Origin of the sequence: Pseudomonas sp. W2Jun17, assembly GCF_023127795.1 — a bacterium.
Classification (GTDB): Bacteria; Pseudomonadota; Gammaproteobacteria; order Pseudomonadales; family Pseudomonadaceae; genus Aquipseudomonas; species Aquipseudomonas synxantha_A.
On sequence record NZ_SPKO01000014.1, the window covers coordinates 180,750 to 203,770 of the forward strand.

The window sequence follows — 23,021 nt, forward strand, 5'->3', positions numbered from 1 at the left end:
TCAGAGAAAGTGTGGGAGGGGGCTTGCTCCCGATAGCGGTGTAACAGTCAATTGATGTATTGACTGACACACTGCTATCGGGAGCAAGCCCCCTCCCACATTGAGATCCCATCAATCCAAAGACTGGGGATATCAGCCCTCTTCAAGCCACAAACGAATCGGCTTGCCCTCGGCCGGCCAGAACCGCGTCTGTTCGATCGGCGAGATGTCCCAGCGCTGCACGCCTTGCAAGGCCTGGAAGAAGCGGTGCTCCTGCTCCATCAACGCCTCGGCGCACATTTTGCGGGTGCTGCCGATAGGTCCGAAGCTGAGCTTGTCACCCTCGACGGTATACGGTGCAAACCAGTGATTGCAGCCGCCGTTGCCGTAGGCGCGGCCATCAGCGCCAAGGGTGACGGTCAGGTGCGCGTAGTCCATCAGCGGGCGCTCACCGATCCACTCCACCACGTAGCTGTGGTCGCGTTCGAGCTTCGGGCCGTCGGCAGCACAACCCGTCAGAGCCGCGCCGATTGCGGCGAGCAGCAGCGGGCCCTTCATTGTGCGGCCTGCTGGCATTTCGGGCAGCGGTGCTTGTCGCCTTCGCTGGCCCAGCCGAGTTCTTTGATGCGTGCGTTGGCAGCCGGCTGCAGTGGCTCCTTGGTCAGCTTGGTTTCCACCGCAAATTCAAACTCCAGCACGGTGTCGCAGCTGTCGCAGTTGACCTTCCAGGTGTGAATTTCCAGTTCGCCGAACTTCGGCCCCTGGGCCATGGCGACCCATTGGCCCGCCGGGCGGATGGAGTAGCGCGCGTCACCTTCGACGGTCAGGCGCATCGACAGGGTTTTACTGCCGCGCAGGGTGACGATCAGCACGTCACCGTGCTTGATCGAACCACCGTTGCCGGTGACCTGGTAACGGCCCGGCACGAGGGCGCGGCATTCGATCAGGGTGTGTTGCGGGCTCAGCAAGCTGAAGCGGAAATCGTGTTCGGCCATGGATCCTCCAAATAGGCGCGGCATCCTATCACGGGTGCCGGCCCATCATGAGCCTGGTATGTGACCGCTGATCAACCCTCGACCAGGTTCTGTGGCCGACCATCGGCCCACGCCACAATGTTGGCCAGCGTCGTACCGGCGATCGCCGCCAGGGCTTCACGAGTGAGAAATGCCTGGTGCGCAGTGATGATCACGTTGGGGAAGGTCAGCAGACGCGCGAGTACGTCGTCTTGCAGGGGCAGGTCCGAGCGGTCCTCGAAAAACAGCTGGGCTTCTTCTTCATAAACATCCAGTCCCAGGTAGCCCAATTGGCCCTCCTTGAGAGCTTCGATCAGCGCGGGCGTATCGACCAAGCCACCGCGGCCGGTGTTGATCAGCATTGCACCGGGCTGCATGTGCGCCAGGGAACGGGCGTTGATCAGGTGTTTGCTGTCGGCAGTCAACGGGCAGTGCAGGCTGATGATCTGCGCCTCGGCCAGCAAGTCGGGCAGGCTGACGTAGCGAGCGCCCAGAGCCTGGACGTGTGGGTTGGGGAAGGGGTCATAAGCCAGTAATTGGCAGCCGAAGCCGGCCATGATCTTGGCGAAGGTCGCGCCGATCTGCCCGGTGCCAACCACGCCGACGGTTTTGCCGACCAGATCGAAACCGGTGAGCCCATGCAGGCTGAAGTCGCCATCACGGGTACGGTTATAGGCACGGTGCAGACGGCGGTTGAGAGCCAGGATCAGCGCCACGGCGTGTTCGGCCACGGCGTGGGGTGAATAGGCGGGCACGCGCACGATGCTCAGGCCCAGGCGTTTGGCGGCGACCAAGTCGACATGGTTGTAGCCGGCCGAACGCAGGGCAATCAGGCGTGTACCGCCCTTGGCCAGTTGCTCCAGCACCGGGGCGCTGAGGTCATCGTTGATAAAGGCGCAGACCACCTCATGGTGTTCGGCCAGGGCTACGGTGTCGAGGTTGAGGCGGGCGGGTTGGAATTGCAGTTCCAGGCCCGAGGGGAGCGGTTCACCGAGAAAACTGTCACGGTCGTAGGTCTGGCTGCTGAAAAGAATGACGCGCATTAAAAAGGCTCCCTGCAATGTACACGTTGGAGATGCTGACTAAATGTGGGAGGGGGCTTGCTCCCATATTTTGACTGGTGTTGTCCATAAAATTGCTTCAGGCGCTGACTCTGGCTTCACTGGCCAGCCGCGCAATCGCCATGTCCAGTTCATCCAGTGCGGCCATGGCCTTGGCATCGTCCTGCTTGAGCAGGGTTTCAGCGCGTTGGCACGCCGCGCGCAGTTGCGGCACGCCACAGTAGCGCGTGGCGCCGTGCAAACGGTGCACGCGTTCGATCAGGGCGTGATTGTCATTGGCTTCGCGGGCGACGGTAATCGCCAGGCGGTCGGCTTCCAGGGAGGCCAGCAGCATGGCGAGCATGTCTGCGGCGAGGTCGGCCTTGTTGGCGGCCAGGCGCAGGCCCTCCTCGTGGTCGAGCACCAGCAGTTGCACACCTTGAGCCGGGCCGTCGTTGACGCGTTCCGGGCCCTGGTTACGCAGGGCCAGGCCGGTCCACTTCAACACCACCTGGGCCAGTTGCCGCTCGCTGATGGGCTTGGTCAGGTAGTCGTCCATGCCGCTCTGCAGCAGGGCGCGTTTTTCATTGGCCATGGCGTGTGCCGTGAGGGCCACCACCGGCAGCGGCGTGCCGTGCCGCTCGCTTTCCCACTGGCGGATCGCCTCAGTGCTTTGGCGGCCGTCCATGCCGGGCATTTGTACATCCATCAATACCAGATCGAAGGTTTCCTGCTTCACCGCATCAATGGCCGCGTAACCGCTCTCCACCGCCTGCACCTTGGCGCCCATGTCTTCCAGCAGGGTTTGTACCAGCAACAGGTTCGCCGGGTTGTCGTCCACGCACAGCACACGCGGCGCACGGCTGGACAGCGGCTCACCCGGCTCGCTGCGTGAAGGGCGGGGGCTGATCAGGTCGGCCAGGGAGCGGCGCAGCTTGCGTGTACAGGCCGGCTTGGCCTGCAATTGGCTATTGGGGTTGGGTACCGATTGGTTGAACAGCATCTGTTCGGTGGTCGGGCACAGCACCAGCACTTTGCAACCCAGGTGTTCAAGGTCCCACAAGTGCTGGTTGAGACGCTCGGGCGGAATGTCATTGGCCGTCACGCCGAGCACCGCCAGGCTGATGGCCTGCTCGGTCTGGTGCGCACTGGTGATGCCGTTGGTCAGGCTTTCCAGGGTATTGAAGGGTGTGACTTCCAGGCCGCAGTCTTCCAGTTGGTGTTGCAGGGCCTGGCGCGCCAGCTCGTGGTTTTCCAGTACGGCCACGCGGCGACCCAGCAGCGGCGGGGCGGGCAGGTCTTCGACGTCGTCGCGGGTCTTGGGCAGGTTCAGGCTGATCCAGAATTCCGAGCCTTCACCCGGCGTGCTGTCGACGCCGATTTCACCGCCCATCTGCTCGATCAAACGCTTGGAAATCACCAGGCCCAGGCCGGTGCCGCCAGGTTGGCGCGACAGCGAGTTGTCGGCCTGGCTGAACGCCTGGAACAGCGCGCGCACATCCTGGTTGGACAGGCCTATGCCGGTGTCTTGCACGCTGATGCGCAATTGCACGCTGTCCTCCTGTTCGTCCTCGACCATCGCCCGGGCGACGATGGTGCCTTCGCGGGTGAACTTGATCGCGTTGCTGATCAGGTTGGTCAGGATCTGCTTGAGCCGCAGCGGGTCGCCCACCAACGCCAGCGGCGTATCGCGGTACACCAGGCTCACCAATTCGAGTTGCTTGGCATGGGCGGCGGGGGCGAGGATGGTCAGGGTGTCTTGCAGCAAGTCCCGCAGGTTGAAGGGCACGCTGTCGAGCACCAGCTTGCCGGCCTCGATCTTTGAGAAGTCGAGGATTTCGTTGATGATGCCCAGCAGGTTATCGGCGGATTTTTCAATAGTGCCCAGGTAATCCAGCTGGCGCGGCGACAGCTCGCTTTTTTGCAGCAGATGAGTAAAACCGAGGATGCCGTTGAGCGGCGTGCGGATCTCATGGCTCATATTGGCCAGGAACTCGGACTTGATGCGACTGGCCTCTAGGGCCTCCTTGCGCGCCAGGTCCAGCTCGATGTTCTGGATCTCGATGGTCTCCAGGTTCTGGCGTACGTCCTCGGTGGCCTGGTCGATGCTGTGTTGCAGTTCTTCCTGGGCGTTTCGCAGGGTTTCGGCCATGCGGTTGATGCCCGATGCGAGCTGGTCCAGTTCCTGGCTGCCCAGGGGCGGCAGGCGTGTTTCCAGGTTGCCGTCCTTGAGCTGGGCCACGGCTTGCTTGATCTGGCCAATCGGCGAATTGATGGTGCGGCTGATCCGCAGGGCGAGCGCTGCGGTGAACATCAGGCCGATGGCGATCAACAACAGGCTGGCGAACAGGCTGCGGTAGCCGCGCAGCAACATGCCATTGTGGGACAGCTCCACTTCGACCCAGCCCAGCAGGCGGTCTGCCTCATCCGGGATCACGTCGCCGGCGAGGTTGCGATGACGGCCGAATACCGGCAGCAGATAGCGGGTGGCATCGTTGCCGGTGCGCTGCAACAGGCGCGAACTGTTGCCGGTGGGTGGTGGGTTGAGCATGGTCGGGCCGGCGTGGGCCAGGGACGAACGGTCTGGCGCCAGGAACGACACTGCGCGCACGTCCGGTTGCTCCAGGGACTGGGTGGCGATGCGCTCCAGCAGCTCGGCGTTCTTGTGGCCCAGGGCCGGCGCTACCAATGGCGCCAATTGCTCGGCAATCATTTCGCCGCGCTGCAGCAACTGGCTCTGCAACTCCGAAAGTTGCATCCAGGTGAAATAGCCTCCCAACAACAGAGCCATCAGGCTGGTCGGTAATAAGGTCAGCAACAGTACGCGGCCTTTTATCCCCATTCTTCTAAGCACGCCACTCTCCTGCTACCACGTTGTTATCCATTATCCACACAGGCATCCGGCCCGCGCCACCTGCGCAGTGTAGCCATTTGCACGGCCTGGAATCTTGCAAATTAATGACATGCGGCAATCTTCGGGCCATTCGGCGCCGGGTGGCGATTGCCTGTGAACGTTTAATCTTGAATAATCAGTGATTGAGAATGACTTGCAGACGCTAATGACTCCCGCAGCAGTTGGCCTACCCACAATCCTGACCATCGAAGATGACCCTGTGCTGGGTGCCTACGTGCATGAGCAACTTGGCCGCAGTGGTTTTCAGGTGACGTGGTGCCGCAACGGCCAACAGGGCCTGCAAATGGCTTGCGAGCAGGCGTTCGACCTGGTGTTGATGGACATCCTGCTGCCGGGGCTCGACGGCTTGTCGATCCTCACCCATTTGCGCAAGAGCCATGCCATGCCGGTGATCCTGATGTCGGCCCTGGGCGCTGAAGCCGATCGCATCAGCGGTTTTCGCCTGGGGGCGGACGACTACCTGCCCAAACCGTTCAGCATGGTAGAGCTGCGTGTGCGCATTGAAGCCATCCTGCGCCGCGTGGCCCTGGATCGCCGACCCGAGCCGCCGCGCCCGGTGATGCGTGAGGATGCCCGGGTGTTGCAGTTTGACGATGAGCGCTGTGATGTGGCCTGCCAGCAACACTGGGCCGGGTTGACGCGCAGCGAATACCGGCTGCTGGAAACCCTGCAGCGCAATGTTGAAGAAGTGCTCAGCAAAGCCTTCCTGTATCAACACGTGCTGCAGCGCGGTTATGCACCCCATGACCGCAGCCTCGACATGCACGTCAGTCAGATTCGCCGCAAACTCAAGGCCATCGGCTACGCCGAGCGAGAAGTACGCACAGTGTGGGGCAAAGGCTATGTGCTGAGCGGTCATGATGAAGGGCTTTGAGCGGCTGCCTGGCAAACACTCGTTGTTCTGGAAGCTGGCCTGCCTGTTGATCGCCTTCTGTTTGCTGATGATCTGGCTTAGTTGGTCGTGGGGCCGCTACATGGAGCAGCAGAGTGCTTACCTGTCCGACAAGTCGCGGGAGATCCTCAGCGGTTACGCCGCAGGTGCCGAACTGGCGTGGAGTACACAAGGCCGCGCCGGCGTGGATGCCTGGTTGCAACTGATGGCCAAGCGTGAAACCACCTGGGTGGGTGTGATCGGCAACGATTTGCAATCCCTGGGCAGCACGCCGCTTAGCGACAAGGAAAGCCAGCGCCTGACCTTCTTACGCGGGTTGGATTGGCCGGTCAGCCGACATGTCATCGGTTTGCCGTGGATGAAGGTACCGTTTCCGGTTGATCCTGGGATGGGGTCGCTGGTGATCGAGTTGCCGCAGCGCTTTATGCCGGGGCGTTATCAACTGTTCTGGCGGGTGATGACCAATGGCGTCATCCCGGGGCTGTTTACCTTGTTGCTGTGCATCGGCCTCTATCGGCTGCTGATCATGCCCCTCAATCAATTGCGCGAGCAGGCCAATGCCTGGCGTGCAGATCAGTTGAATACGCGTATGTCCCGGGATGCGACCAGTCGACAGGATGAGCTCGGGGAGCTGGGGCGCGCCTTTGACCATATGTCTGAACGCTTGCAGGGCACGGTGCGCTTGCAACAGCAGTTGCTGCGCGACATGTCCCATGAATTGCGCACGCCTTTGAGTCGCCTGCGGGTGGCCTGCGACAGCGAGCAAGACCCGGCCAGGCTGCGTGAGCGCCTGGGGCGGGAAATCGACGCCATGCAGCGCCTGGTGGAAGACAGCCTGCAACTGGCCTGGCTCGACAGTGAAACAGCGCCGCTGCCCCAGGAAGACATTCAGCTCCAGGCGCTGTGGGACATGTTGCGGGAAAACGCCTGTTTCGAAAGCCACTGGCCAGCATCGCGCCTGCCATGTCTGTTGCCGGCCGACAGTTGGGTGCGCGGCAACCTGAATGCACTGGCCCAGGCCCTGGAAAATATCCTGCGCAACGCCATACGCCACTCGCCAGCCGAGGGCACCGTGCTACTCGACGGCTGCCGCGAAGGAGACTATTGGCATATCTGGCTGCAGGACCAGGGCGGCGGTATTGATGAGCAGGATTTGGAAACTATCTTCGCGCCCTTTACCCGGTTGGACGGCTCGCGGCCCGGCGACGGCGGGTTCGGCCTGGGCTTGAGCATTGCCCGCAACGCCGTGCAGCGTCAGGGCGGGCGCTTATGGGCGCAGAACTGCGGGCCGGGTTTGCGCGTACATATACGCTTGCCGGCCCGTTAACCGTCAACGGCGACGCAGCTTGCGTTTCTTCCACTGATGCGCGACCCACCAGCGCCAGTAGGCCATGGTCAAGCAATAAGCCAGCGCCCCCAGCACCAGCCCCAGTACCACCGAACCCAGCAGAAACGGTTGCCAGAGCGTGCTCAACTGGCCGCTGATCCATTCCCATGTCAGGTCGTCGGGCAGGCTGCGTGGCGGCACATTCATCAGCCAGGCGCCGGTCAGGTAGGTACAGACGAATACCACCGGCATGGTGACCGGATTGGTCAGCCACACCAGGCTGACCGCTATCGGCATATTGCCGCGCACGGTGATCGCCAGGATCGCCGCAAGCAGCATCTGCAACGGAATCGGTATAAACGCCGCAAATAAACCCACCGCCATGGCGCGAGCCACCGAATGCCGGTTCAGGTGCCAGAGGTTCGGATCATGCAGCAGGGTGCCAAGAAACTGTAATGACTTGTGTTCCCTGATGCTGCTGGGATCGGGCATGTACCGTTTGAATAAGCGCCGGGGCATAAGGGGTCCAGGTCAATTTGAAGGGCAAGTATGCCCGGATTCTATAAACAGAAAATTCAGACTTTGTGACAAAACATCATAGGCGCTCTCGGTCAGCCGGCTAAGACTGAATGGATCACTGGAAAAGGATGATTCATGAAAACAGGGATGTTCGCGCTGGCGCTGGGGTTGCTGGTATTGCGCTGGTTACCCGCATTGCCGTCTGGCGCCGGGTTGCTGGCTATGCTGATACTGGCCTTGATGCTGCTGCCTTTTCGTACCTATCCTGTGGCGTTTTTTCTGGTCGGCCTGAGTTGGGCCTGCATCAGCGCACAGTGGGCGCTGGATGATCGATTGCAACCGGCGCTGGACGGGCAGACGCGCTGGGTACAAGGGCGTGTCATCGGCTTGCCGCAGCAGACCGGCACGGGCGTGCGATTCGAGTTGGCCGACAGTCGGGCGCGCAATGCACGGCTGCCCAAACGTATTCGGGTGTCCTGGCACGGCGGGCCGACCGTAAACAGCGGCGAGTACTGGCGCCTGGCACTGACGCTCAAGCGGCCCGCCGGCCTGCTCAATTTTCATGGCTTTGACCACGAAGCCTGGCTGCTGGCCCAGCGTATCGGCGCCAGCGCGACGGTGAAGGATGGTGAGCGCCTGGCGCCGGCGCGCAATGCCTGGCGCGATGCCGTTCGCCAGCGCCTGATGGCCGTGGAAGCGCACGGCCGCGAGGCGGGCCTGGCGGCGTTGGTGCTGGGCGACGGTTCCGGGCTTGCACCTGAGGATTGGCAGGTGTTGCAGAACACCGGCACGGTGCATCTGCTGGTGATTTCCGGACAGCACATTGGTTTGTTGGCGGGGTTGATCTACGGCTTGATCTCTATGTTGGCGCGCTATGGTTGCTGGCCGCGAGGCTGGCCATGGCTGCCATGGGCGTGCGGCTTGGCGTTTGCCGGGGCGTTGGGCTATGGCCTGCTGGCAGGGTCCGGCGTGCCGGTGCAGCGGGCTTGTGTGATGGTGGGTCTGGTGCTGTTGTGGCGTTTGCGTTTTCGCCATTTGGGGGTGTGGTGGCCGTTGTTGCTGGCGTTGAATGGCGTGTTGCTCATCGAGCCCTTGGCCAGTCTACAGCCGGGGTTCTGGTTGTCGTTTGCGGCGGTCGCGGTGTTGGTGTGGGCATTCAGCGGGCGCCTGGGGCCGTGGAGCGTCTGGCAAATCTGGACCCGTCCACAGTGGTTGATCGCAATTGGCTTGTTTCCGGTCCTGCTGGTGTTGGGGTTGCCCATCAGCCTCAGTGCCCCCGTGGCCAATCTGGTCGCCGTGCCCTGGATCAGCCTGGTGGTACTGCCTTTGGCGCTGCTGGGCACGGCGCTGCTGTGGGTGCCGTTGGTCGGCGAGGGCATGTTGTGGCTGGCCGGTGGCGCACTGGACGGTTTGTTCAAGGGCCTGGCGCTGCTGGCTGCACAACTGCCGGCCTGGGTACCGGCTGAGGTGCCTTTGAGGTATTGGCTGGTGAGCCTGGCGGGCGCAGTGATTGTGTTGTTGCCCAAGGGGCTGCCGTTTCGAGTATTGGGTTGGCCCATGCTGTTGGTGGCAGTGTTTCCACCCAGGGATGGGGTGCCCCATGGCCAGGTGGAGGTGTTGCAGTTGGATGTTGGCCAGGGCCAGGCACTGATTCTGCGGACCCGCGATCACACCTTGCTCTACGATGCCGGGCCGCGCTCGGGGCCTGTCGATCTGGGCGCGCGCGTGGTCTTGCCGTCGTTGCAGAAGCTCGGGGTAGGGCAGTTGGACATGATGCTGCTCAGTCATGCCGATGCCGATCATGCCGGAGGTGCGACGGCGGTGGCCCGTGGCCTGCCCATAAAGCGTGTAGTAGGCGGTGAAACCGAAGGGCTGCCAGCGTTTCTTGCTACGCAACCCTGCAGGAGCGGTGAACATTGGGAGTGGGACGGCGTGGCATTCGAACTGTGGCAATGGCCTGGTGCTATCGAGGGCAATCCGAAATCCTGTGTATTGCAGGTCCAGGCCAACGGTGAACGCTTGCTGCTCACCGGTGATATCGATCGCGCCGCCGAGCAAGCATTTCTGGCCTCGCCGCTGGCGGTTCCGACCGACTGGCTGCAAGCCCCGCACCATGGCAGCCGCAGTTCTTCGTCCTGGGCTTTCCTGCAGCGGCTGGCGCCAACCGCGGTGCTGATTTCCCGGGGGCGCGGCAACGCGTTCGGTCATCCGCATCCGCAGGTGCTGGAGCGCTATCAGGCGCTGGGTAGCCGGGTATACGACAGTGCCGAGCAAGGCGCTGTACGGCTGCGCCTGGGGGCATTCACGCCACCGACGGTTGCGCGCAGTCAACGTCGTTTCTGGCGCGAACCGTTACCGTAACCCAGCGTTACCAAAGACTCAGGGGCGCGACAGGCGGGCCTGTTGCCGACGAACCCCGCTGCCGAACCTATATGGTAAAGTGGCGCACTTTTTCGAGGGGACATTCACTGTGTGGGAATTGGTCAAATCCGGCGGCTGGATGATGTTGCCGATCATTCTGAGCTCCATCGCCGCACTCGGCATCGTCGCCGAACGCCTGTGGACCCTGCGCGCCAGTCGCGTAACCCCTGAACACCTGCTGGGGCAGGTCTGGGGCTGGATCAAGAACAAACAGCTCGACAAGCAAAAACTCAAGGAGCTGCGCGCCAATTCGCCGCTGGGTGAAATCCTCGCTGCCGGCCTGGCCAACTCCAAGCATGGTCGCGAGATCATGAAAGAGTGCATCGAAGAAGCGGCTGCCCGGGTTATCCATGAACTGGAGCGCTACATCAATGCCCTCGGCACCATTGCCGCCATGGCACCGCTGCTCGGTTTGCTTGGCACGGTGCTGGGCATGATCGATATCTTCAGCTCGTTCATGGGTTCGGGCATGACCACCAACGCGGCAGTATTGGCCGGGGGGATTTCCAAGGCATTGATCACCACCGCCGCCGGCCTGATGGTGGGGATTCCTTCGGTGTTCTTCCACCGCTTCCTGCAGCGTCGCATCGACGAACTGGTGGTTGGCATGGAACAGGAGGCCATCAAGCTGGTGGAAGTGGTGCAGGGCGATCGTGACGTAGACCTGGTCGAGGGCAAAGCGTGAAATTTCGCCGCAAGCAACGGGAAAATGTCGATATCAACCTCGCGTCATTGATCGACGTGGTGTTCATCCTGCTGCTGTTCTTTGTCGTGACCACCACCTTCACCCGGGAAACCCAGCTGCGTGTCGACTTGCCGGAGGCGGTGAGCGGTTCACCTGCCGAAGACCAGCAGGTCAAGCAACTGGATATCGCCATCAGCGCAGACGGCGTATTTTCAGTGAATAACCAATTGCTGCAGAAAAACGACCTCGCCAGCCTGATGGAGGCCTTGCAGAAAGAGTCCGGTGGCGACACCCAGCTACCGCTGTCGATCAGTGCTGATGGCAAGACCCAGCACCAAGCGGTGATCACCGCCATGGACGCGGCCGGCAAGCTCGGCTTCAGCCATTTGCGCATGACCACCGTCGAGGCGGCGAGCCCGCCCTGATGGCCATGTCCGATCGTTTGCTCAAGGCCTGGTATGAGGGCCATCCGGCACTGGTGCTGTTGCGGCCGCTGGAGTCACTGTATCGCCGGGTGGTGCAACGCAAGCGTGCGCGCTTCGTGGCAGGTGAGGGCGAGATTTATCAATCGCCGGTGCCGGTGGTGGTGGTCGGCAATATCACCGTGGGAGGCACCGGCAAGACGCCGCTGATCCTGTGGTTGATCGAGCATTGCCGTCGTAGCGGTTTGCGCGTGGGCGTGGTCAGCCGTGGCTACGGTGCCAAGCCGCCGCAGTTGCCGTGGCGGGTCGAGGCCAGCCACAGTGCCGAGGTGGCCGGCGACGAGCCCTTGCTGATCGTGCAGCGCAGCGGCGTAGCGCTGATGATCGACCCCGACCGCAGCCGCGCGGTAAAGGCCCTCTTGGCCAGTGAACCCCTGGACTTGATCCTTTCCGACGACGGCCTGCAGCATTACCGCCTGGCCCGCGATCTCGAACTGGTGCTGATCGACGCTGCCCGTGGCCTCGGCAATCGTCGCTGCCTGCCGGCCGGGCCGTTGCGCGAGCCGGTGGAGCGCCTGCAAAGTGTAGATGCGTTGCTCTATAACGGTGCAGGTTCGGACCGTAAGGATGGTTTTGCCTTCCGGCTGCAGCCCACCGCGCTGGTCAACCTGCACAGCGGCGAGCGCCAGCCCGTCACGCACTTTGCGCCGGGCCAACAGGTGCATGCGGTCGCCGGTATCGGCAATCCGCAACGTTTCTTCAATACCCTTGAAACGCTACACTGGCAGCCGCTGCCCCATGCTTTTGCCGATCACGCGCCCTACAGCGCCGAGGTCTTGAATTTTACCCCGTCATTGCCGCTGGTCATGACCGAAAAGGACGCGGTGAAGTGCCGCGCCTTTGCCCAGCCCGACTGGTGGTACCTTGCGGTGGATGCGGTGCCGTCGCCGGCGTTTGTCGCCTGGTTCGACACGCAGCTGATGCGTCTGCTGCCCAACCGTCTATTGCCTTAACGCTTCTTTCCAGGAATCACTCATGGACACCAAACTGCTCGACATCCTCGCTTGCCCGATCTGCAAAGGCCCGCTCAAGCTCAGCGCCGACAAAACCGAGCTGATCAGCAAAGGTGCCGGCCTGGCTTACCCGATACGTGATGGCATCCCGGTGATGCTTGAAAGCGAAGCCCGTACCCTGACCACCGATGAGCGCCTGGATAAATGACCACCGCCTTTACCGTCGTCATTCCCTCGCGCTATGCCTCGACGCGCCTGCCGGGCAAACCGCTGCAAATGATCGGCACCAAGCCGATGATCCAGCTGGTGTGGGAACAAGCGTGCAAGAGCAGCGCCGAGCGGGTAGTGGTGGCCACCGATGACCCGCGTATCATCGAGGCGTGCAAAGGGTTCGGTGCCGAAGCCGTCCTGACCCGCGAAGACCATAACTCCGGCACTGATCGTCTGGCCGAGGTGGCGACCAAGCTTGGCCTGGCGCCCGACGCCATCGTGGTCAACGTGCAAGGTGACGAGCCATTGATACCGCCGGGTGTCATCGACCAGGTCGCCGCCAACCTCGCGGCCCATGGCGAGGCGCGTATGGCGACCCTGGCCGAACCGATCGAAGACATCGAGACGCTGTTCAACCCGAACGTGGTGAAAGTGGTCAGCGACATCAACGGCCTGGCACTGACCTTCAGTCGCTCTACCTTGCCGTGGGCGCGGGATGCCTTTGCCAGGAGTCGCGACGTGTTGCCGGAAGGCGTGCCGTATCGCCGCCATATCGGCATCTACGCCTACCGCGCGGGTTTCCTGCATGATTTTGTCAGCTGGGGCCCGTGCTGGCTGGAAAACACCGAATCCCTCGAACAACTGCGTGCCCTGTGGCACGGCGTGCGCATCCATGTGGGCGATGCGTTGGAAGCGCCGCCGGCGGGTGTCGACACTCAGGAAGATCTCGAACGCGTCCGTCGCCTGCTGGGCGCCTGATGGAAGTTCTGTTTGTATGCCTGGGCAATATCTGCCGCTCGCCAACCGCTGAAGGCGTCCTGCGCCATAAATTGCGCGAGGCGGGCTTGGCCGGCCAGATCGAGGTGGCGTCTGCCGGCACCGGTGAATGGCATATCGGCAACCCGCCGGACCAGCGCAGCCAGCGTGCGGCACTGGGGCGTGGTTACGATCTGTCATCCCAGCGTGCCCAGCAGGTTAGCCGCGCCGACTTTGCGCGCTATGACCTGATCCTGGCCATGGACCACAGCAACCTGCGCAACCTCAAGGCCATGCAGCCGGGTCAGGGCAAGGCGGAACTGGACTTGTTCCTGCGCCGCTTTGACGGCGAAGTGGACGAAGTGCCAGACCCTTACTACGAAGGTGAACAAGGTTTCGAGCGGGTCCTGGACCTGATCGAGCGCGCCTGTGATTTATTGGTGATCGAATTGAAGGGGCGGTTATGACCTTGCAAGTGCTTGCGCAGGTATCGCTCAAGCCATTCAACAGCTTCGGCATTGATGTGCGCGCTCAATTATTCGCCGAGGCCCACAGCGATGCCGAGGTTCGCGAGGCCATCGCCTATGCCGCTGCACACGCGGTGCCGTTGCTGGTGATCGGTGGCGGCAGCAATTTGCTGTTGACCCAGGATGTCCCGGCGTTGGTGTTGCGCATGGCAACAGAAGGCATTCGCGTGCTGCACGACGATGGCGTGAACGTGGTGGTCGAAGCCGAAGCGGGCGAAGCCTGGCACCCGTTCGTTTTGTGGACCCTTGAGCACGGCTTCTGCGGTCTGGAAAACCTTAGCCTGATCCCCGGCACAGTCGGGGCCGCACCCATGCAGAACATCGGGGCCTATGGCGTGGAGATCAAGGATGTCTTCGCCGGCCTCACCGCCCTGGATCGCCAGACAGGCGAACTGCGGGATTTCAGCCTGGACGAATGCAACTTTGCTTACCGTGACAGCCTGTTCAAGCATGAAGTCGGGCGGTGGTTGATCCTGCGGGTACGCTTTGCCCTCAGCCGCACCACTCACCTGAAACTCGACTACGGCCCGGTGCAACAGCGCCTGACCGCGCAGGGCATCACCCACGCTACACCAAGCGATGTGAGCCGGGCGATTTGCAGCATTCGCCGCGAGAAACTGCCGGACCCGGCAGAGTTGGGCAATGCCGGCAGCTTCTTCAAGAACCCACTGGTGTCCCAGGCCCTCGCTGCCGAACTGCAAAGCCAATACCCGGACTTGGTCGCATACCCTCAGGCCGACGGGCAAATCAAACTCGCCGCCGGCTGGCTGATCGACAAGGCAGGGTGGAAGGGCTTTCGAGACGGCGATGCGGGGGTACACAAGATGCAGGCGCTGGTGCTGGTCAACTACGGCGCAGCCACAGGGCGCGAGATTGCCAACCTGGCGCTACGTATCCAGCAGGATATCTTCAAGCGTTTCAAGGTTGAGCTGGAGATGGAACCCAACCAGTACTGATCTTTCAGGCCTGGAAATGAAAATGCCCCGTATCTTGCGATACGGGGCATTTTTTATTGCGCTGGTTGATCAGTCGTCGCGGCTCATGATGCCGAAGATCTGCAACAGGCTGATAAACAGGTTGTAGATCGATACATACAGGCTGATGGTGGCCATGATGTAGTTACGCTCACCACCGTGGATGATGGCGCTGGTCTGGAACAGGATACACACCGAGGAAAACAGCACAAAACCTGCGCTGATCGCCAGTTGCAGGCCGCTGATCTGGAAGAACATGCTGGCCACCACCGCCGCCAGCAACACGAAGAAGCCTGCGGTGATGAAGCCACCCAGGAAGCTCATGTCCTTACGGCTGATCAGCACGTAGGCCGACAGGCCACCAAATACCAGCGCCGTCATGGCAAACGCCGAACTGACCACTTCCGCACCGCCGGCCATGCCGAGGTAACGGTTGAGGATCGGGCCGAGGATAAAGCCCATGAAACCGGTCAAGGCAAACGCCGACACCAGGCCCCAGGCCGAATCGCGCAGCTTGTTGGTCAGGAAGAACAGACCATAGAAGCCGATCAGCACGACAAAGATATTCGGATAACCAACGCGCATCTGTTGGGCCACATACGCCATCACGCCGCTGAATGCGAGCGTCAAGGCGAGCAAGCCGTACGTATTGCGCAACACGCGGCTGACTTCAAGCTGCTCAGCCTGCGCGTTGCCATTCACTGCGTAATTCTGTTCGCGCATGGCGACACTCCTTCAGTTTTGAAACGTTCAGTCGCAAAGATCATAACAGACGCTCTGTAACAAGCGATGCAGAGAGTTTGACAGTGTGTTTCATTCGGGTATTATGGCGCCCGCTGACACGGGATGAGCTACTATAATCCTGTGATGCACAAGGGAAATTGGCAGAGTGGTTGAATGCACCGGTCTTGAAAACCGGCGGACGTTAATAGCGTCTCCAGGGTTCGAATCCCTGGTTTCCCGCCAAGATTTACACAAAAGCCCCGCGAAAGCGGGGCTTTTGCGTTTCTGGGGTTTGGTTATGCCGGGTTACTCAGGCTGTAGGCCTAACTCGAAAAGCCAGGAACACCGGCCCGAACGGGAAGGTACTGACTTCCAGCTCATCCAGTGGATTGAGCGTGTGCGTGCGGCTTCCAGCGTTGCTGTAGATCACATGGCTGCTCGATACAACGATGTTGACCTTGCCGGCGGCCGCCTGAATTAGATTCACCTTGAACCCTTCAATCACATCATCACCGATTGTCAGCGTGACATCTGTATCGCTGATAACCAGGATCGACTTGCCTGAGTCCGCCATGGTCAAGGACCTGCTCCCGGTGATAGAGACATTGGTGTGCACATGTCCGCCGGCGTGGTAGCTGACCATTCTCGGATCAGCGAAGACCCGGGCGAAGGAACCGACATAATTCACACTGGCGCGCATGTCGTCGAATTGCTCGACCACGTAAGTACCAATGCTGCCGGAGACTTCCCCGTTGGGGTCCAGCACCCATTTGCGTCCTACCATCAGTCCGATCTGGGTGTTGGCGCGTACCCCAGCACGCATTTCTTCCAGAAAAAGCTGGCTGATCTGGCCACCGCCTTTGCCCTGGACATAGGTAAATCGTGCAATGGAGTGGCTGTCGCCAGTTGGGCTGCCCTGGGCAGTGTCGACCTTGTAGTCGACAAAGTCTGCCGAGACGATGGTGGTCGTGGTGTTGGCGTTTGGCGCCCAGGTAAAATCCAGGGCCCTGCCGGTTTTAACCTGATCCAGCGAGGTAGTGGTTTGCGAGGTGGTAGTAGAGCCTGACTGCTTCAAATCATCATTCATGATACTCATCCGTAAGTGAAGTGCGGGTCGAAATGACGCAAAGCGTATGACCGCCGTCATAACACCACGTTTTCTACAACACCATATTGTCTTACTTGAATCCGTATGGCGCTGTCACCGTGCAGGTGTCCTCGCCCTGCCTCATGATTTCAAGCTTCTTTGTTAGGTGAAAGGTCGAACTTCCAAAACAGTGTCCTGTCCGAGCCTTCATACCGGCGTTTAAGTGCAACCTGCGAAAAAGCTGCTGAAAAAACACCGAGATGGAGTAATTCGAATGAAAATATCGAGCCTTTCAATGTTGGCGGGTGCCTCCCTGGTGCTAGCGGCTGGAGGCGCCTGGGCTGAGCAATATCTGCCTGAGATCACCAGCAAGGCGCCTTACAAAAAAGCCTACGCAGAGATGCTCAGTTATCCGGACTGGGTCAGCAAAGCTCAGGGCACAGCGTCGCCAGTCGAGACGGTTTCGGCTGATGGGAAGCGCTTTACGGTAGGCCACTTGTGTAAGCCACATGACTGTGCAGACAATCAGCTAATCGTGGTCTTCAACGCAGATGGAACAAAGTCCTGGGGGTTACTCGCGACTCGACCAGCCGATGGAGAGGCGTTCAGTAAGCAATTGCTGGGTGGGCCCGACAGTGTCGTCCAGGGCCTGCTGAATAAGTCGTTTGCTGATAACAATCCCGAGGATTGATGAGCGGTTTCGCTCTGCTGCGGCAAGCGGTGGGTGGGTAGAACTACCAACCGGCTGCCGAGTTTCACCCTGGGGAGGTTGCCAGGTTTGGGCTGGCCCCTGGCAAGCATATTCTTGGTGTCTCGAAATACATGCTTTTCGGCACCTCAAGAATCATCGAATCAGAAATTGATATGAAGCCGGGAGATCTTGTTCGCCGCAGAATTTCTCAGCACGGCAGCAGTTTTTCTTTCACCCCAACTGCCTACTAAACGCCATTTGTCTAACGCCTGGCACTCTCAATCCCCTTGCAGCCTCTCAATCGCCCTCTGTAGGAGCGAGCTTGCTCGCGAAAAACGTCAACGATAACGCGTGTCCTGATTGAACGCGGCGCCTGTGATTTTTCGCGAGCAAGCTCGTTCCTACAAAAAACCTTCTGAACGGCATTACGGCCCTGTGCCGGGCTTCGTCTGCTGGTCATCGTGGTCTCGTTCACCTCCTTGTGGCTGTAAGCCGATGCTGATCCGACCCGCACCGCTGCACTTTTTTCCATTTTGCTGATCTACCCCTGTCCCGGCCACTCGACTCCCGCACGTGGCCCACAGAATCAGACCCGGTGCCGATGGATCGAACGTCAACTGTTTTTACCTCTCTATGGCCGCTGTTGCTGGCTGCGCTGCTCGCGCTCTGCGCAGTGGGTTGCAGCCAGCAACAAGGCCGCGATATCGCCAGGCAATTCAGCGATGGCAAGCCCGATGAGTTCTTCCAGACCAGTGTCGATCGCATGGCCACCCTGGGGATGCGCGACAACCTGCAAAGCCTCTACCTGCTGATGAGCAAGCTTTACCTGCGCAATCCCAGCCAGTGGCGTCAGTCGGGCTATCCGGATGCGGTGAGCGCCGCCCGGGTCATTCGCCAGGCCATCGAAAACCGTCAACCCTTGCCCGCACTGGGAGACCGGCGTGATCTGGCCGCCCTGAGTTACTCCCTGAGTCCCGACTTTCGTGGTGACCGTGTCGGCGCGTTTATCTACGCGATTGGCAGTATGCTCGTGACCGCCCACGGCGGGCGTACGCAGTTTTATGTGACTGACTCGATTAACCCGCAGTTTGTCAGCAATGCGGCGCGCAATATCGAAAAGGCCACTTGGCTGCTCAGCCAGCGCCAGGATGCCAACGGTGTATTGCTGTTGTTCTCCAATGAAATATCGGAGGAGGGCAGTAACCTCAGTTTTGCCGTTGAGTTTGGCAAGATCGTTGCGCGCCTGGACCTGCTTACCCAAATCCTCGATGAGCGTTACCGACGCATTGGCCTCAATTACGCGCAAAGTTTATTGCTGATGAACTTCCTGCCGGTGCAGTGAGGCGCATCCATCGAACAATCAGTGGGGTGTTTCCCTTTCTGCTGTAGGAAGGTGCCTATCTTGCCTCTCGCTGCTTGAAACGCTTGCCTGCGAGCAATAGCCTCGGATTTTTCTTAAACACGAGGCCCTCCCTTGGGTAAACGAAAAACGGTTTGGCCCACGGATCGCGAAATACGTTTGCGGTTTATCCTGTTCGCGGTCATCGACGCCGCGACTGCTCAGGGCGTCTCTGCCGAGTTGCTGTTGCCGGCGCACACGCTGCTGCGCAACTCACCCTCGCAAGCCCAGTTGCTGGATGCCCTGGACGAGATTCTGGCTACCGATGAAATGTACGGTTTCCGCTTTGCGCCGGGTTCCGATGCGGATGATCTGATGCGGGAATTGGCGAAGCCGGCTGGCTGAAACCTGCCAGGTACTGTTTTGCCAGGGTCATGGTTCGTCAATAAGGCGTGACCTGACGGGCGTGCCTGCCTTCCCATCACTGTTCGCGTGGTGGGCCTGGCCTGCCACGTTCCGTAATCCCAAGGACCCGCCCCAATGCTGCTGCGCCAACCGCCCTTTCTTTTTGCCGCCCTGACTCTCAGCTCGCTGGTACAGGCCGAAGGCCTGCAACTGGCGCCAGTCGAAGTCACCACCACTGAAGCCAGTGCCGGCGAAATTGCCCAGGCACAGCTACAGCGCGTGCCCGGCGGCAGCAATTACATCGATATGAGCAGCGTGCAACAGGGGCGGGTGAGCAGTAACGAAGATGTGTTCAAGTACCAGGCCGGGGTGTACGCCAAGGCGGCGAATAACGAAGGCGTGAAGCTGTCCATTCGCGGTTCGGGCCTGAACCGCAGCCCGGGTGCCCACGCGTCCGGCCTGTATGAAATGTTCGACGGTCTGCCGCTCACGGGCCCGGGCGGTACACCTTATGAGCTCAAGGACCCGCTGTGGCAAAGCCGCGTGGAAGTGCTGCGGGGCGCCAATGGCTTCGATCAGGGCGCGTTGGCCCTGGGCGGTTCGGTCAATTACGTGACCCACACCGGCTACGACGCGCCCAAGCTGCAAGTGCGCTATGAGGTCGGTAGCCGCGGCTATGCTCAGCGGGAGGTCAGTTCCGGCCAGGTGCTGGGGGATGCCGATTACTACATCAGCCTCACCGATTCCGAGTCCGACGGCTACCAGCACCAGAGCGCCGGGACCGGCAAGGGCATCGCCGCCAACTTTGGCTACCGCTTCAACCCGGACCTGGAAACGCGCTTCTACCTGCGCTACCGCGAAACCACCAACGATTCCCCCGGCAAGCTCACGCGCTACCAGATCAGCCATGACCCGCGTGCCGCCAACAGCCTCAACGCCGCCCGCGATTCAAAACGCCTGCAACCGGGCTCTACCTGGATCGCCAACAAGACCACCTTGCAACTGGACGACAACGCCCGAGTGGAAGTCGGGCTGGCCTATCACGACTACCCGATGGATCTGCGCGAGGGCACCAACCGCCTCAAGGTCGCCTACACCGATATCAGCGGCACCCTGAACTACATCCGTCAGGACAGCCTGTTCGGCCATGCCAGCAAAACCACCGTCGGCCTGCGTACCACCCAGGCGATGCCCAATAATGGCGCGTCGGAATATGTCCGCATCCCTGCAGGCAACACCGCCATTTATTCCCCCGGCACCAAGACCCGCGATTACAGCTACCTGGGCTCCGACACCGTGCTGCATGTAGGCAATGAGCTGGAACTGCTGGAGGATCTGTGGCTCACCACCGGCCTTGCCGCGATCTACACCCGCCGCGAAACCCAGGTGACTTACCCCGATGGCCAGGCGCCGCTCAGTCAACATGACTGGGACTACGCACCGCGCATCGGTCTGCGTTACGACTTCACCCCGCAATTGCAGGTATACGCCAACCTGAGCCGCTCGGTAGAACCGCCGCACGCCTGGTCGATGATCTGGGGTTCCAACAAATACTTCGGTCCGGGCAGCGGCGCGGCTACGGGGCTACAGCGCGAAGGTGTGAAGTTACGCAATCAGACCGCCACCACCCTGGAAATCGGCGGGCGCGGCGAAGCGTGGCTCGGCCAGTGGGACCTGGCCCTCTACCGCTCTGAAGTACGCCACGAACTGCTTTCCGTGGAAACCCAGGCCCAGACTGCCAACAGCAGCGCGATCATCGCCGAATCCAACGCCAGCCCCACCATGCACCAGGGCGTGGAACTGAGCCTGCTCAGCCCGCTATGGGACGGCGGCCGCAACGGCAAGCTCGACCTGCGCCAGGCCTATACCTTCAGCGACTTCCACTACCGTGACGATGACCGTTTCGGCGACAACACCTTGCCCGGCATCCCCAAGCATTACTATCAGGCGCAGGTGCGCTACAGCCACCCGACGGGTTTCTACACCAGCCTCAACACCGAACATGCCTCGCGGGTAGCGGTGGACTACGCCAACTCTTACTACGCCGCGGCCTACACCACCCTCGGCGCCACGTTCGGCTATGACGCGCCCAAGCAAGACTGGCAAGCCTGGGTCGATCTGCGCAACCTGACCAACCGTCGCTATGCCAATACCGTTACGCCGGGGTACGACGACAAAGGCGTGGACGCAGCACGTTCTACCCCTGCCGATGGGCGTGGTATCTACACTGGCGTGTCGTGGAGCTGGCGTTAAATCAACCTTCGTGTTGGCGCAGGCGCTTGTACAGGGTGTTGCGGCTCACTCCCAACTCCCGCGCAAGGTGGGAAATATTGCCGCCCACGGCTTGCAGGCGTTGGTTGAGGTCAAGGTTTTCATCCAGGCGCTCGCAGGTGGGCAGCGGCGCCGTTTGCTTCAAATCGGTAAAAAAATCATCGGGCAGATGTTCTGCGCGGATCGGTTGCTCCTCGGCCATCGCCAGCGCCACCTGCAACACGCTGCTCACCTGACGCAAATTGCCCGGCCACGGATGTTGCTCGAATAAGCCCAGCACCTCGGCACTCAGCCCGGCCCACTGGTTCGGCTCGCGATGTTGCTGCCACAGTTGCTGGAATAACGCTTGCTTGTCGGTGCGCTCGCGCAATGGCGGCAACTCCAGGGTCAGGCCGCCGATGCGGTAGTACAAATCCTCGCGAAAGCGCCCAGCCTGCACCAGATCGCGCAGTGCACGGTTGGTCGCCGAGATGATGCGCAAATCCACCGGGAACACCTCACTGCTGCCCACCGGTTGCACACAGCGCTCCTGCAACACCCGCAACAGGCGGGCCTGGGTCGGCAAGGGCATATCACCGATCTCGTCGAGAAACAGCGTGCCCTTGTCCGCCTTGCGAATCAGGCCGATGCTGCCTTTCTGATTGGCGCCGGTGAAGGCGCCTTTTTCGTAGCCGAACAGTTCCGATTCCACCAGCTCAGCCGGAATCGCCGCACAGTTCACAGCGATCAATGCCTGTCGGCTGCGCGAGCTGGCCTGATGCAGGGCTTTGACGAACACCTCTTTGCCCACCCCAGTCTCGCCGTGAATCAGCAATGGAATGTCCTTTTCCAGCAGGCGTTCGGCCTGGCGCACCGCTTTCTCCATGCGTACATCGCCAAAATGCAGGGTCTTGAGGTTGATCGAGGTCGGCGCTGGCGGCGGTTGGCTGAACACCCGGGCCTGCACTGGCATCTGCCTGGGTCGCTTCAACAGGCACTGGAAGCGGTTGCGCCCAGCCGCCTGCAACGCAAAGGGCAACCCTTCGGGCTGGTTGAGCAACTCCAGCAGCGACACCTTGAACAGACTGTCGATCATCACCCGCGACAGGCTGATGCCCAGCAGGTTATCCGCACGCCGATTGGCTGATAGTACCTGGCCGCTTTCATCAAAGATCAGCAGGCCGGCCCACTGGCTGTCGAGGTTGCTCAAGCCGGTGTTGAAGGTCAGTTGGAAATGTTCGCCACGGAACAGGTTGAGGATCAGCCGGTTTTCCACGGTCTGACTCATCATCTTGACCATGCCCAGGGTATGGGAGGGCGGCAGGTAGCTGTCGCTGGACACATCCAGCACCGCGATGATTTCGCGCTGGGCGTCAAAGATAGGCGCCGCTGAACCGGTCATGAAACGGTTGGCCTTGAGGAAGTGTTCATCGTGCTCGATATGCACAGCCTGGGCGCAGGCCAGCGCGGTGCCGATGGCATTGGTGCCGCTGGCACGTTCCATCCAGCTGGCGCCGGGGCTGAAGCCACGGGCCAGCTTGGGTTCGATAAACCGCTGGGTGCCCCACGAGGTCAGGACCTGGCCCTGATTGTCAGCCAGCATGATCAGGCAGTTGGAGTTGCTAAGGATGTTTTCATAGTAGGGCAGTACTTCCTGGTGCGTGGTCTGCACCAGTGAATGCTGGCTTTCCAGGAGTTGACTGATGCCTTCGGCGGGCAGTTGATCAAAGCTTGGCGTGCTCTGGTGGTCCAGGCCGAAGGCGCGGCAACGTCGCCAGGATTCCTGGATAAGGGTGTCGTGTGCCAGTGGTTCGGCCATGGTGCGACCTTCATT

General features: G+C 60.9%; 22 protein-coding genes and 1 tRNA gene. 15 read left to right on the forward strand and 8 right to left on the reverse strand.

What is annotated here, in order from left to right:
• Positions 1-132: 132 nt before the first annotated feature.
• The 4 genes from E4O98_RS11095 to E4O98_RS11110 form a co-directional block, all read right to left on the reverse strand.
• Positions 133-537 carry an META domain-containing protein gene (locus E4O98_RS11095; RefSeq protein WP_032880638.1) on the reverse strand — a complete coding sequence of 135 codons (405 nt, stop codon included), beginning with the start codon at positions 535-537 and terminating at the stop codon, positions 133-135.
• Entirely contained in the window at positions 534-974 is a 441-nt protein-coding gene (locus E4O98_RS11100) for a hypothetical protein (RefSeq protein WP_043046633.1), read from the reverse strand. Before E4O98_RS11100 ends, E4O98_RS11095 begins: the two co-directional genes overlap by 4 nt.
• Positions 975-1,045: 71 nt before the next feature.
• The gene (locus E4O98_RS11105) at positions 1,046-2,035 is read right to left on the reverse strand and encodes a 2-hydroxyacid dehydrogenase (protein WP_148853502.1); all 990 of its coding nucleotides are present in this window, start codon (positions 2,033-2,035) and stop codon (positions 1,046-1,048) included.
• Positions 2,036-2,132: 97 nt separating this feature from the next.
• Positions 2,133-4,886, reverse strand: coding sequence for a response regulator (locus E4O98_RS11110; RefSeq protein ID WP_248134987.1), 2,754 nt, complete (start codon positions 4,884-4,886; stop codon positions 2,133-2,135).
• A gap of 205 nt (positions 4,887-5,091) precedes the next feature.
• On the opposite strand from E4O98_RS11110, the gene E4O98_RS11115 reads away from it, so the two are divergent.
• Positions 5,092-5,820, forward strand: a complete 729-nt coding sequence (locus E4O98_RS11115; RefSeq protein WP_005789059.1) for a response regulator transcription factor — start codon at positions 5,092-5,094, stop codon at positions 5,818-5,820.
• On the forward strand, positions 5,807-7,165 hold the full coding sequence (locus tag E4O98_RS11120) for a sensor histidine kinase (RefSeq protein ID WP_248135025.1): 1,359 nt from the start codon (positions 5,807-5,809) through the stop codon (positions 7,163-7,165). The genes E4O98_RS11115 and E4O98_RS11120 overlap by 14 nt, the downstream gene beginning before the upstream one ends.
• A gap of 3 nt (positions 7,166-7,168) precedes the next feature.
• Here E4O98_RS11120 and E4O98_RS11125 read toward each other — a convergent pair whose 3' ends face one another.
• A complete protein-coding gene (locus E4O98_RS11125; RefSeq protein WP_005789057.1) occupies positions 7,169-7,684 on the reverse strand; it encodes a DUF2062 domain-containing protein in 516 nt (171 codons plus the stop codon).
• Between the two features lie 135 nt (positions 7,685-7,819).
• Here E4O98_RS11125 and E4O98_RS11130 point away from each other — a divergent pair, with 135 nt between their 5' ends.
• From E4O98_RS11130 to murB, 8 genes are all read left to right on the forward strand, one after another.
• Positions 7,820-10,045 (forward strand): DNA internalization-related competence protein ComEC/Rec2, encoded by a 2,226-nt coding sequence (locus E4O98_RS11130; RefSeq protein WP_148853501.1) that lies wholly within the window; start codon positions 7,820-7,822, stop codon positions 10,043-10,045.
• 109 nt (positions 10,046-10,154) lie between these two features.
• Positions 10,155-10,790, forward strand: coding sequence for a MotA/TolQ/ExbB proton channel family protein (locus E4O98_RS11135; protein WP_005789055.1), 636 nt, complete (start codon positions 10,155-10,157; stop codon positions 10,788-10,790).
• Positions 10,787-11,215, forward strand: coding sequence for a biopolymer transporter ExbD (locus E4O98_RS11140; RefSeq protein WP_032880645.1), 429 nt, complete (start codon positions 10,787-10,789; stop codon positions 11,213-11,215). The genes E4O98_RS11135 and E4O98_RS11140 overlap by 4 nt, the downstream gene beginning before the upstream one ends.
• Entirely contained in the window at positions 11,215-12,225 is a 1,011-nt protein-coding gene (gene lpxK / locus E4O98_RS11145) for a tetraacyldisaccharide 4'-kinase (protein WP_032880646.1), read from the forward strand. Before E4O98_RS11140 ends, lpxK begins: the two co-directional genes overlap by 1 nt.
• Positions 12,226-12,247: 22 nt before the next feature.
• The gene (locus E4O98_RS11150; protein ID WP_003174668.1) at positions 12,248-12,433 is read left to right on the forward strand and encodes a Trm112 family protein; all 186 of its coding nucleotides are present in this window, start codon (positions 12,248-12,250) and stop codon (positions 12,431-12,433) included.
• Positions 12,430-13,194: a 3-deoxy-manno-octulosonate cytidylyltransferase gene (gene kdsB / locus E4O98_RS11155; protein ID WP_032880648.1), complete on the forward strand. Its 765-nt coding sequence runs from the start codon at positions 12,430-12,432 to the stop codon at positions 13,192-13,194. The genes E4O98_RS11150 and kdsB overlap by 4 nt, the downstream gene beginning before the upstream one ends.
• The gene (locus tag E4O98_RS11160) at positions 13,194-13,658 is read left to right on the forward strand and encodes a low molecular weight protein-tyrosine-phosphatase (RefSeq protein WP_078821648.1); all 465 of its coding nucleotides are present in this window, start codon (positions 13,194-13,196) and stop codon (positions 13,656-13,658) included. Before kdsB ends, E4O98_RS11160 begins: the two co-directional genes overlap by 1 nt.
• A complete protein-coding gene (murB, locus tag E4O98_RS11165) occupies positions 13,655-14,674 on the forward strand; it encodes a UDP-N-acetylmuramate dehydrogenase (RefSeq protein ID WP_248134989.1) in 1,020 nt (339 codons plus the stop codon). The genes E4O98_RS11160 and murB overlap by 4 nt, the downstream gene beginning before the upstream one ends.
• A 69-nt stretch (positions 14,675-14,743) precedes the next feature.
• Here murB and E4O98_RS11170 read toward each other — a convergent pair whose 3' ends face one another.
• A complete protein-coding gene (locus E4O98_RS11170; protein WP_003192030.1) occupies positions 14,744-15,415 on the reverse strand; it encodes a Bax inhibitor-1/YccA family protein in 672 nt (223 codons plus the stop codon).
• A 152-nt stretch (positions 15,416-15,567) separates the two neighbouring features.
• On the opposite strand from E4O98_RS11170, the gene E4O98_RS11175 reads away from it, so the two are divergent.
• Positions 15,568-15,658, forward strand: a tRNA-Ser gene (locus E4O98_RS11175).
• Between the two features lie 67 nt (positions 15,659-15,725).
• On the opposite strand, the gene E4O98_RS11180 is transcribed toward E4O98_RS11175, so the two are convergent.
• Positions 15,726-16,502, reverse strand: a complete 777-nt coding sequence (locus E4O98_RS11180; RefSeq protein WP_103734580.1) for a hypothetical protein — start codon at positions 16,500-16,502, stop codon at positions 15,726-15,728.
• A 274-nt stretch (positions 16,503-16,776) separates the two neighbouring features.
• Here E4O98_RS11180 and E4O98_RS11185 point away from each other — a divergent pair, with 274 nt between their 5' ends.
• From E4O98_RS11185 to E4O98_RS11200, 4 genes are all read left to right on the forward strand, one after another.
• Positions 16,777-17,193 carry an Ivy family c-type lysozyme inhibitor gene (locus E4O98_RS11185; protein ID WP_248134991.1) on the forward strand — a complete coding sequence of 139 codons (417 nt, stop codon included), beginning with the start codon at positions 16,777-16,779 and terminating at the stop codon, positions 17,191-17,193.
• Positions 17,194-17,794: 601 nt separating this feature from the next.
• A complete protein-coding gene (locus E4O98_RS11190) occupies positions 17,795-18,535 on the forward strand; it encodes a hypothetical protein (protein WP_005789034.1) in 741 nt (246 codons plus the stop codon).
• Positions 18,536-18,667: 132 nt separating this feature from the next.
• Entirely contained in the window at positions 18,668-18,937 is a 270-nt protein-coding gene (locus E4O98_RS11195; protein WP_248134993.1) for a hypothetical protein, read from the forward strand.
• A gap of 135 nt (positions 18,938-19,072) precedes the next feature.
• Positions 19,073-21,190 (forward strand): TonB-dependent receptor, encoded by a 2,118-nt coding sequence (locus E4O98_RS11200; RefSeq protein ID WP_248134995.1) that lies wholly within the window; start codon positions 19,073-19,075, stop codon positions 21,188-21,190.
• A 1-nt stretch (position 21,191) separates the two neighbouring features.
• On the opposite strand, the gene E4O98_RS11205 is transcribed toward E4O98_RS11200, so the two are convergent.
• Entirely contained in the window at positions 21,192-23,006 is a 1,815-nt protein-coding gene (locus E4O98_RS11205; RefSeq protein WP_248134997.1) for a sigma-54-dependent Fis family transcriptional regulator, read from the reverse strand.
• Between the last annotated feature and the right edge of the window lie 15 nt (positions 23,007-23,021).

Bases quoted from the DNA above. Each gene is read 5' to 3' on its own strand.
- E4O98_RS11095 (WP_032880638.1), bottom strand. From the start codon at position 537: ATGAAGGGCCCGCTGCTGCTCGCCGCAATCGGCGCGGCTCTGACGGGT.
- E4O98_RS11100 (WP_043046633.1), bottom strand. From the start codon at position 974: ATGGCCGAACACGATTTCCGCTTCAGCTTGCTGAGCCCGCAACACACC.
- E4O98_RS11105 (WP_148853502.1), bottom strand. From the start codon at position 2,035: ATGCGCGTCATTCTTTTCAGCAGCCAGACCTACGACCGTGACAGTTTT.
- E4O98_RS11115 (WP_005789059.1), top strand. From the start codon at position 5,092: ATGACTCCCGCAGCAGTTGGCCTACCCACAATCCTGACCATCGAAGAT.
- E4O98_RS11120 (WP_248135025.1), top strand. From the start codon at position 5,807: ATGAAGGGCTTTGAGCGGCTGCCTGGCAAACACTCGTTGTTCTGGAAG.
- E4O98_RS11125 (WP_005789057.1), bottom strand. From the start codon at position 7,684: ATGCCCCGGCGCTTATTCAAACGGTACATGCCCGATCCCAGCAGCATC.
- E4O98_RS11130 (WP_148853501.1), top strand. From the start codon at position 7,820: ATGAAAACAGGGATGTTCGCGCTGGCGCTGGGGTTGCTGGTATTGCGC.
- lpxK (WP_032880646.1), top strand. From the start codon at position 11,215: ATGGCCATGTCCGATCGTTTGCTCAAGGCCTGGTATGAGGGCCATCCG.
- E4O98_RS11150 (WP_003174668.1), top strand. From the start codon at position 12,248: ATGGACACCAAACTGCTCGACATCCTCGCTTGCCCGATCTGCAAAGGC.
- kdsB (WP_032880648.1), top strand. From the start codon at position 12,430: ATGACCACCGCCTTTACCGTCGTCATTCCCTCGCGCTATGCCTCGACG.
- E4O98_RS11160 (WP_078821648.1), top strand. From the start codon at position 13,194: ATGGAAGTTCTGTTTGTATGCCTGGGCAATATCTGCCGCTCGCCAACC.
- murB (WP_248134989.1), top strand. From the start codon at position 13,655: ATGACCTTGCAAGTGCTTGCGCAGGTATCGCTCAAGCCATTCAACAGC.
- E4O98_RS11170 (WP_003192030.1), bottom strand. From the start codon at position 15,415: ATGCGCGAACAGAATTACGCAGTGAATGGCAACGCGCAGGCTGAGCAG.
- E4O98_RS11180 (WP_103734580.1), bottom strand. From the start codon at position 16,502: ATGAATGATGATTTGAAGCAGTCAGGCTCTACTACCACCTCGCAAACC.
- E4O98_RS11185 (WP_248134991.1), top strand. From the start codon at position 16,777: ATGAAAATATCGAGCCTTTCAATGTTGGCGGGTGCCTCCCTGGTGCTA.
- E4O98_RS11190 (WP_005789034.1), top strand. From the start codon at position 17,795: ATGGATCGAACGTCAACTGTTTTTACCTCTCTATGGCCGCTGTTGCTG.
- E4O98_RS11200 (WP_248134995.1), top strand. From the start codon at position 19,073: ATGCTGCTGCGCCAACCGCCCTTTCTTTTTGCCGCCCTGACTCTCAGC.
- E4O98_RS11205 (WP_248134997.1), bottom strand. From the start codon at position 23,006: ATGGCCGAACCACTGGCACACGACACCCTTATCCAGGAATCCTGGCGA.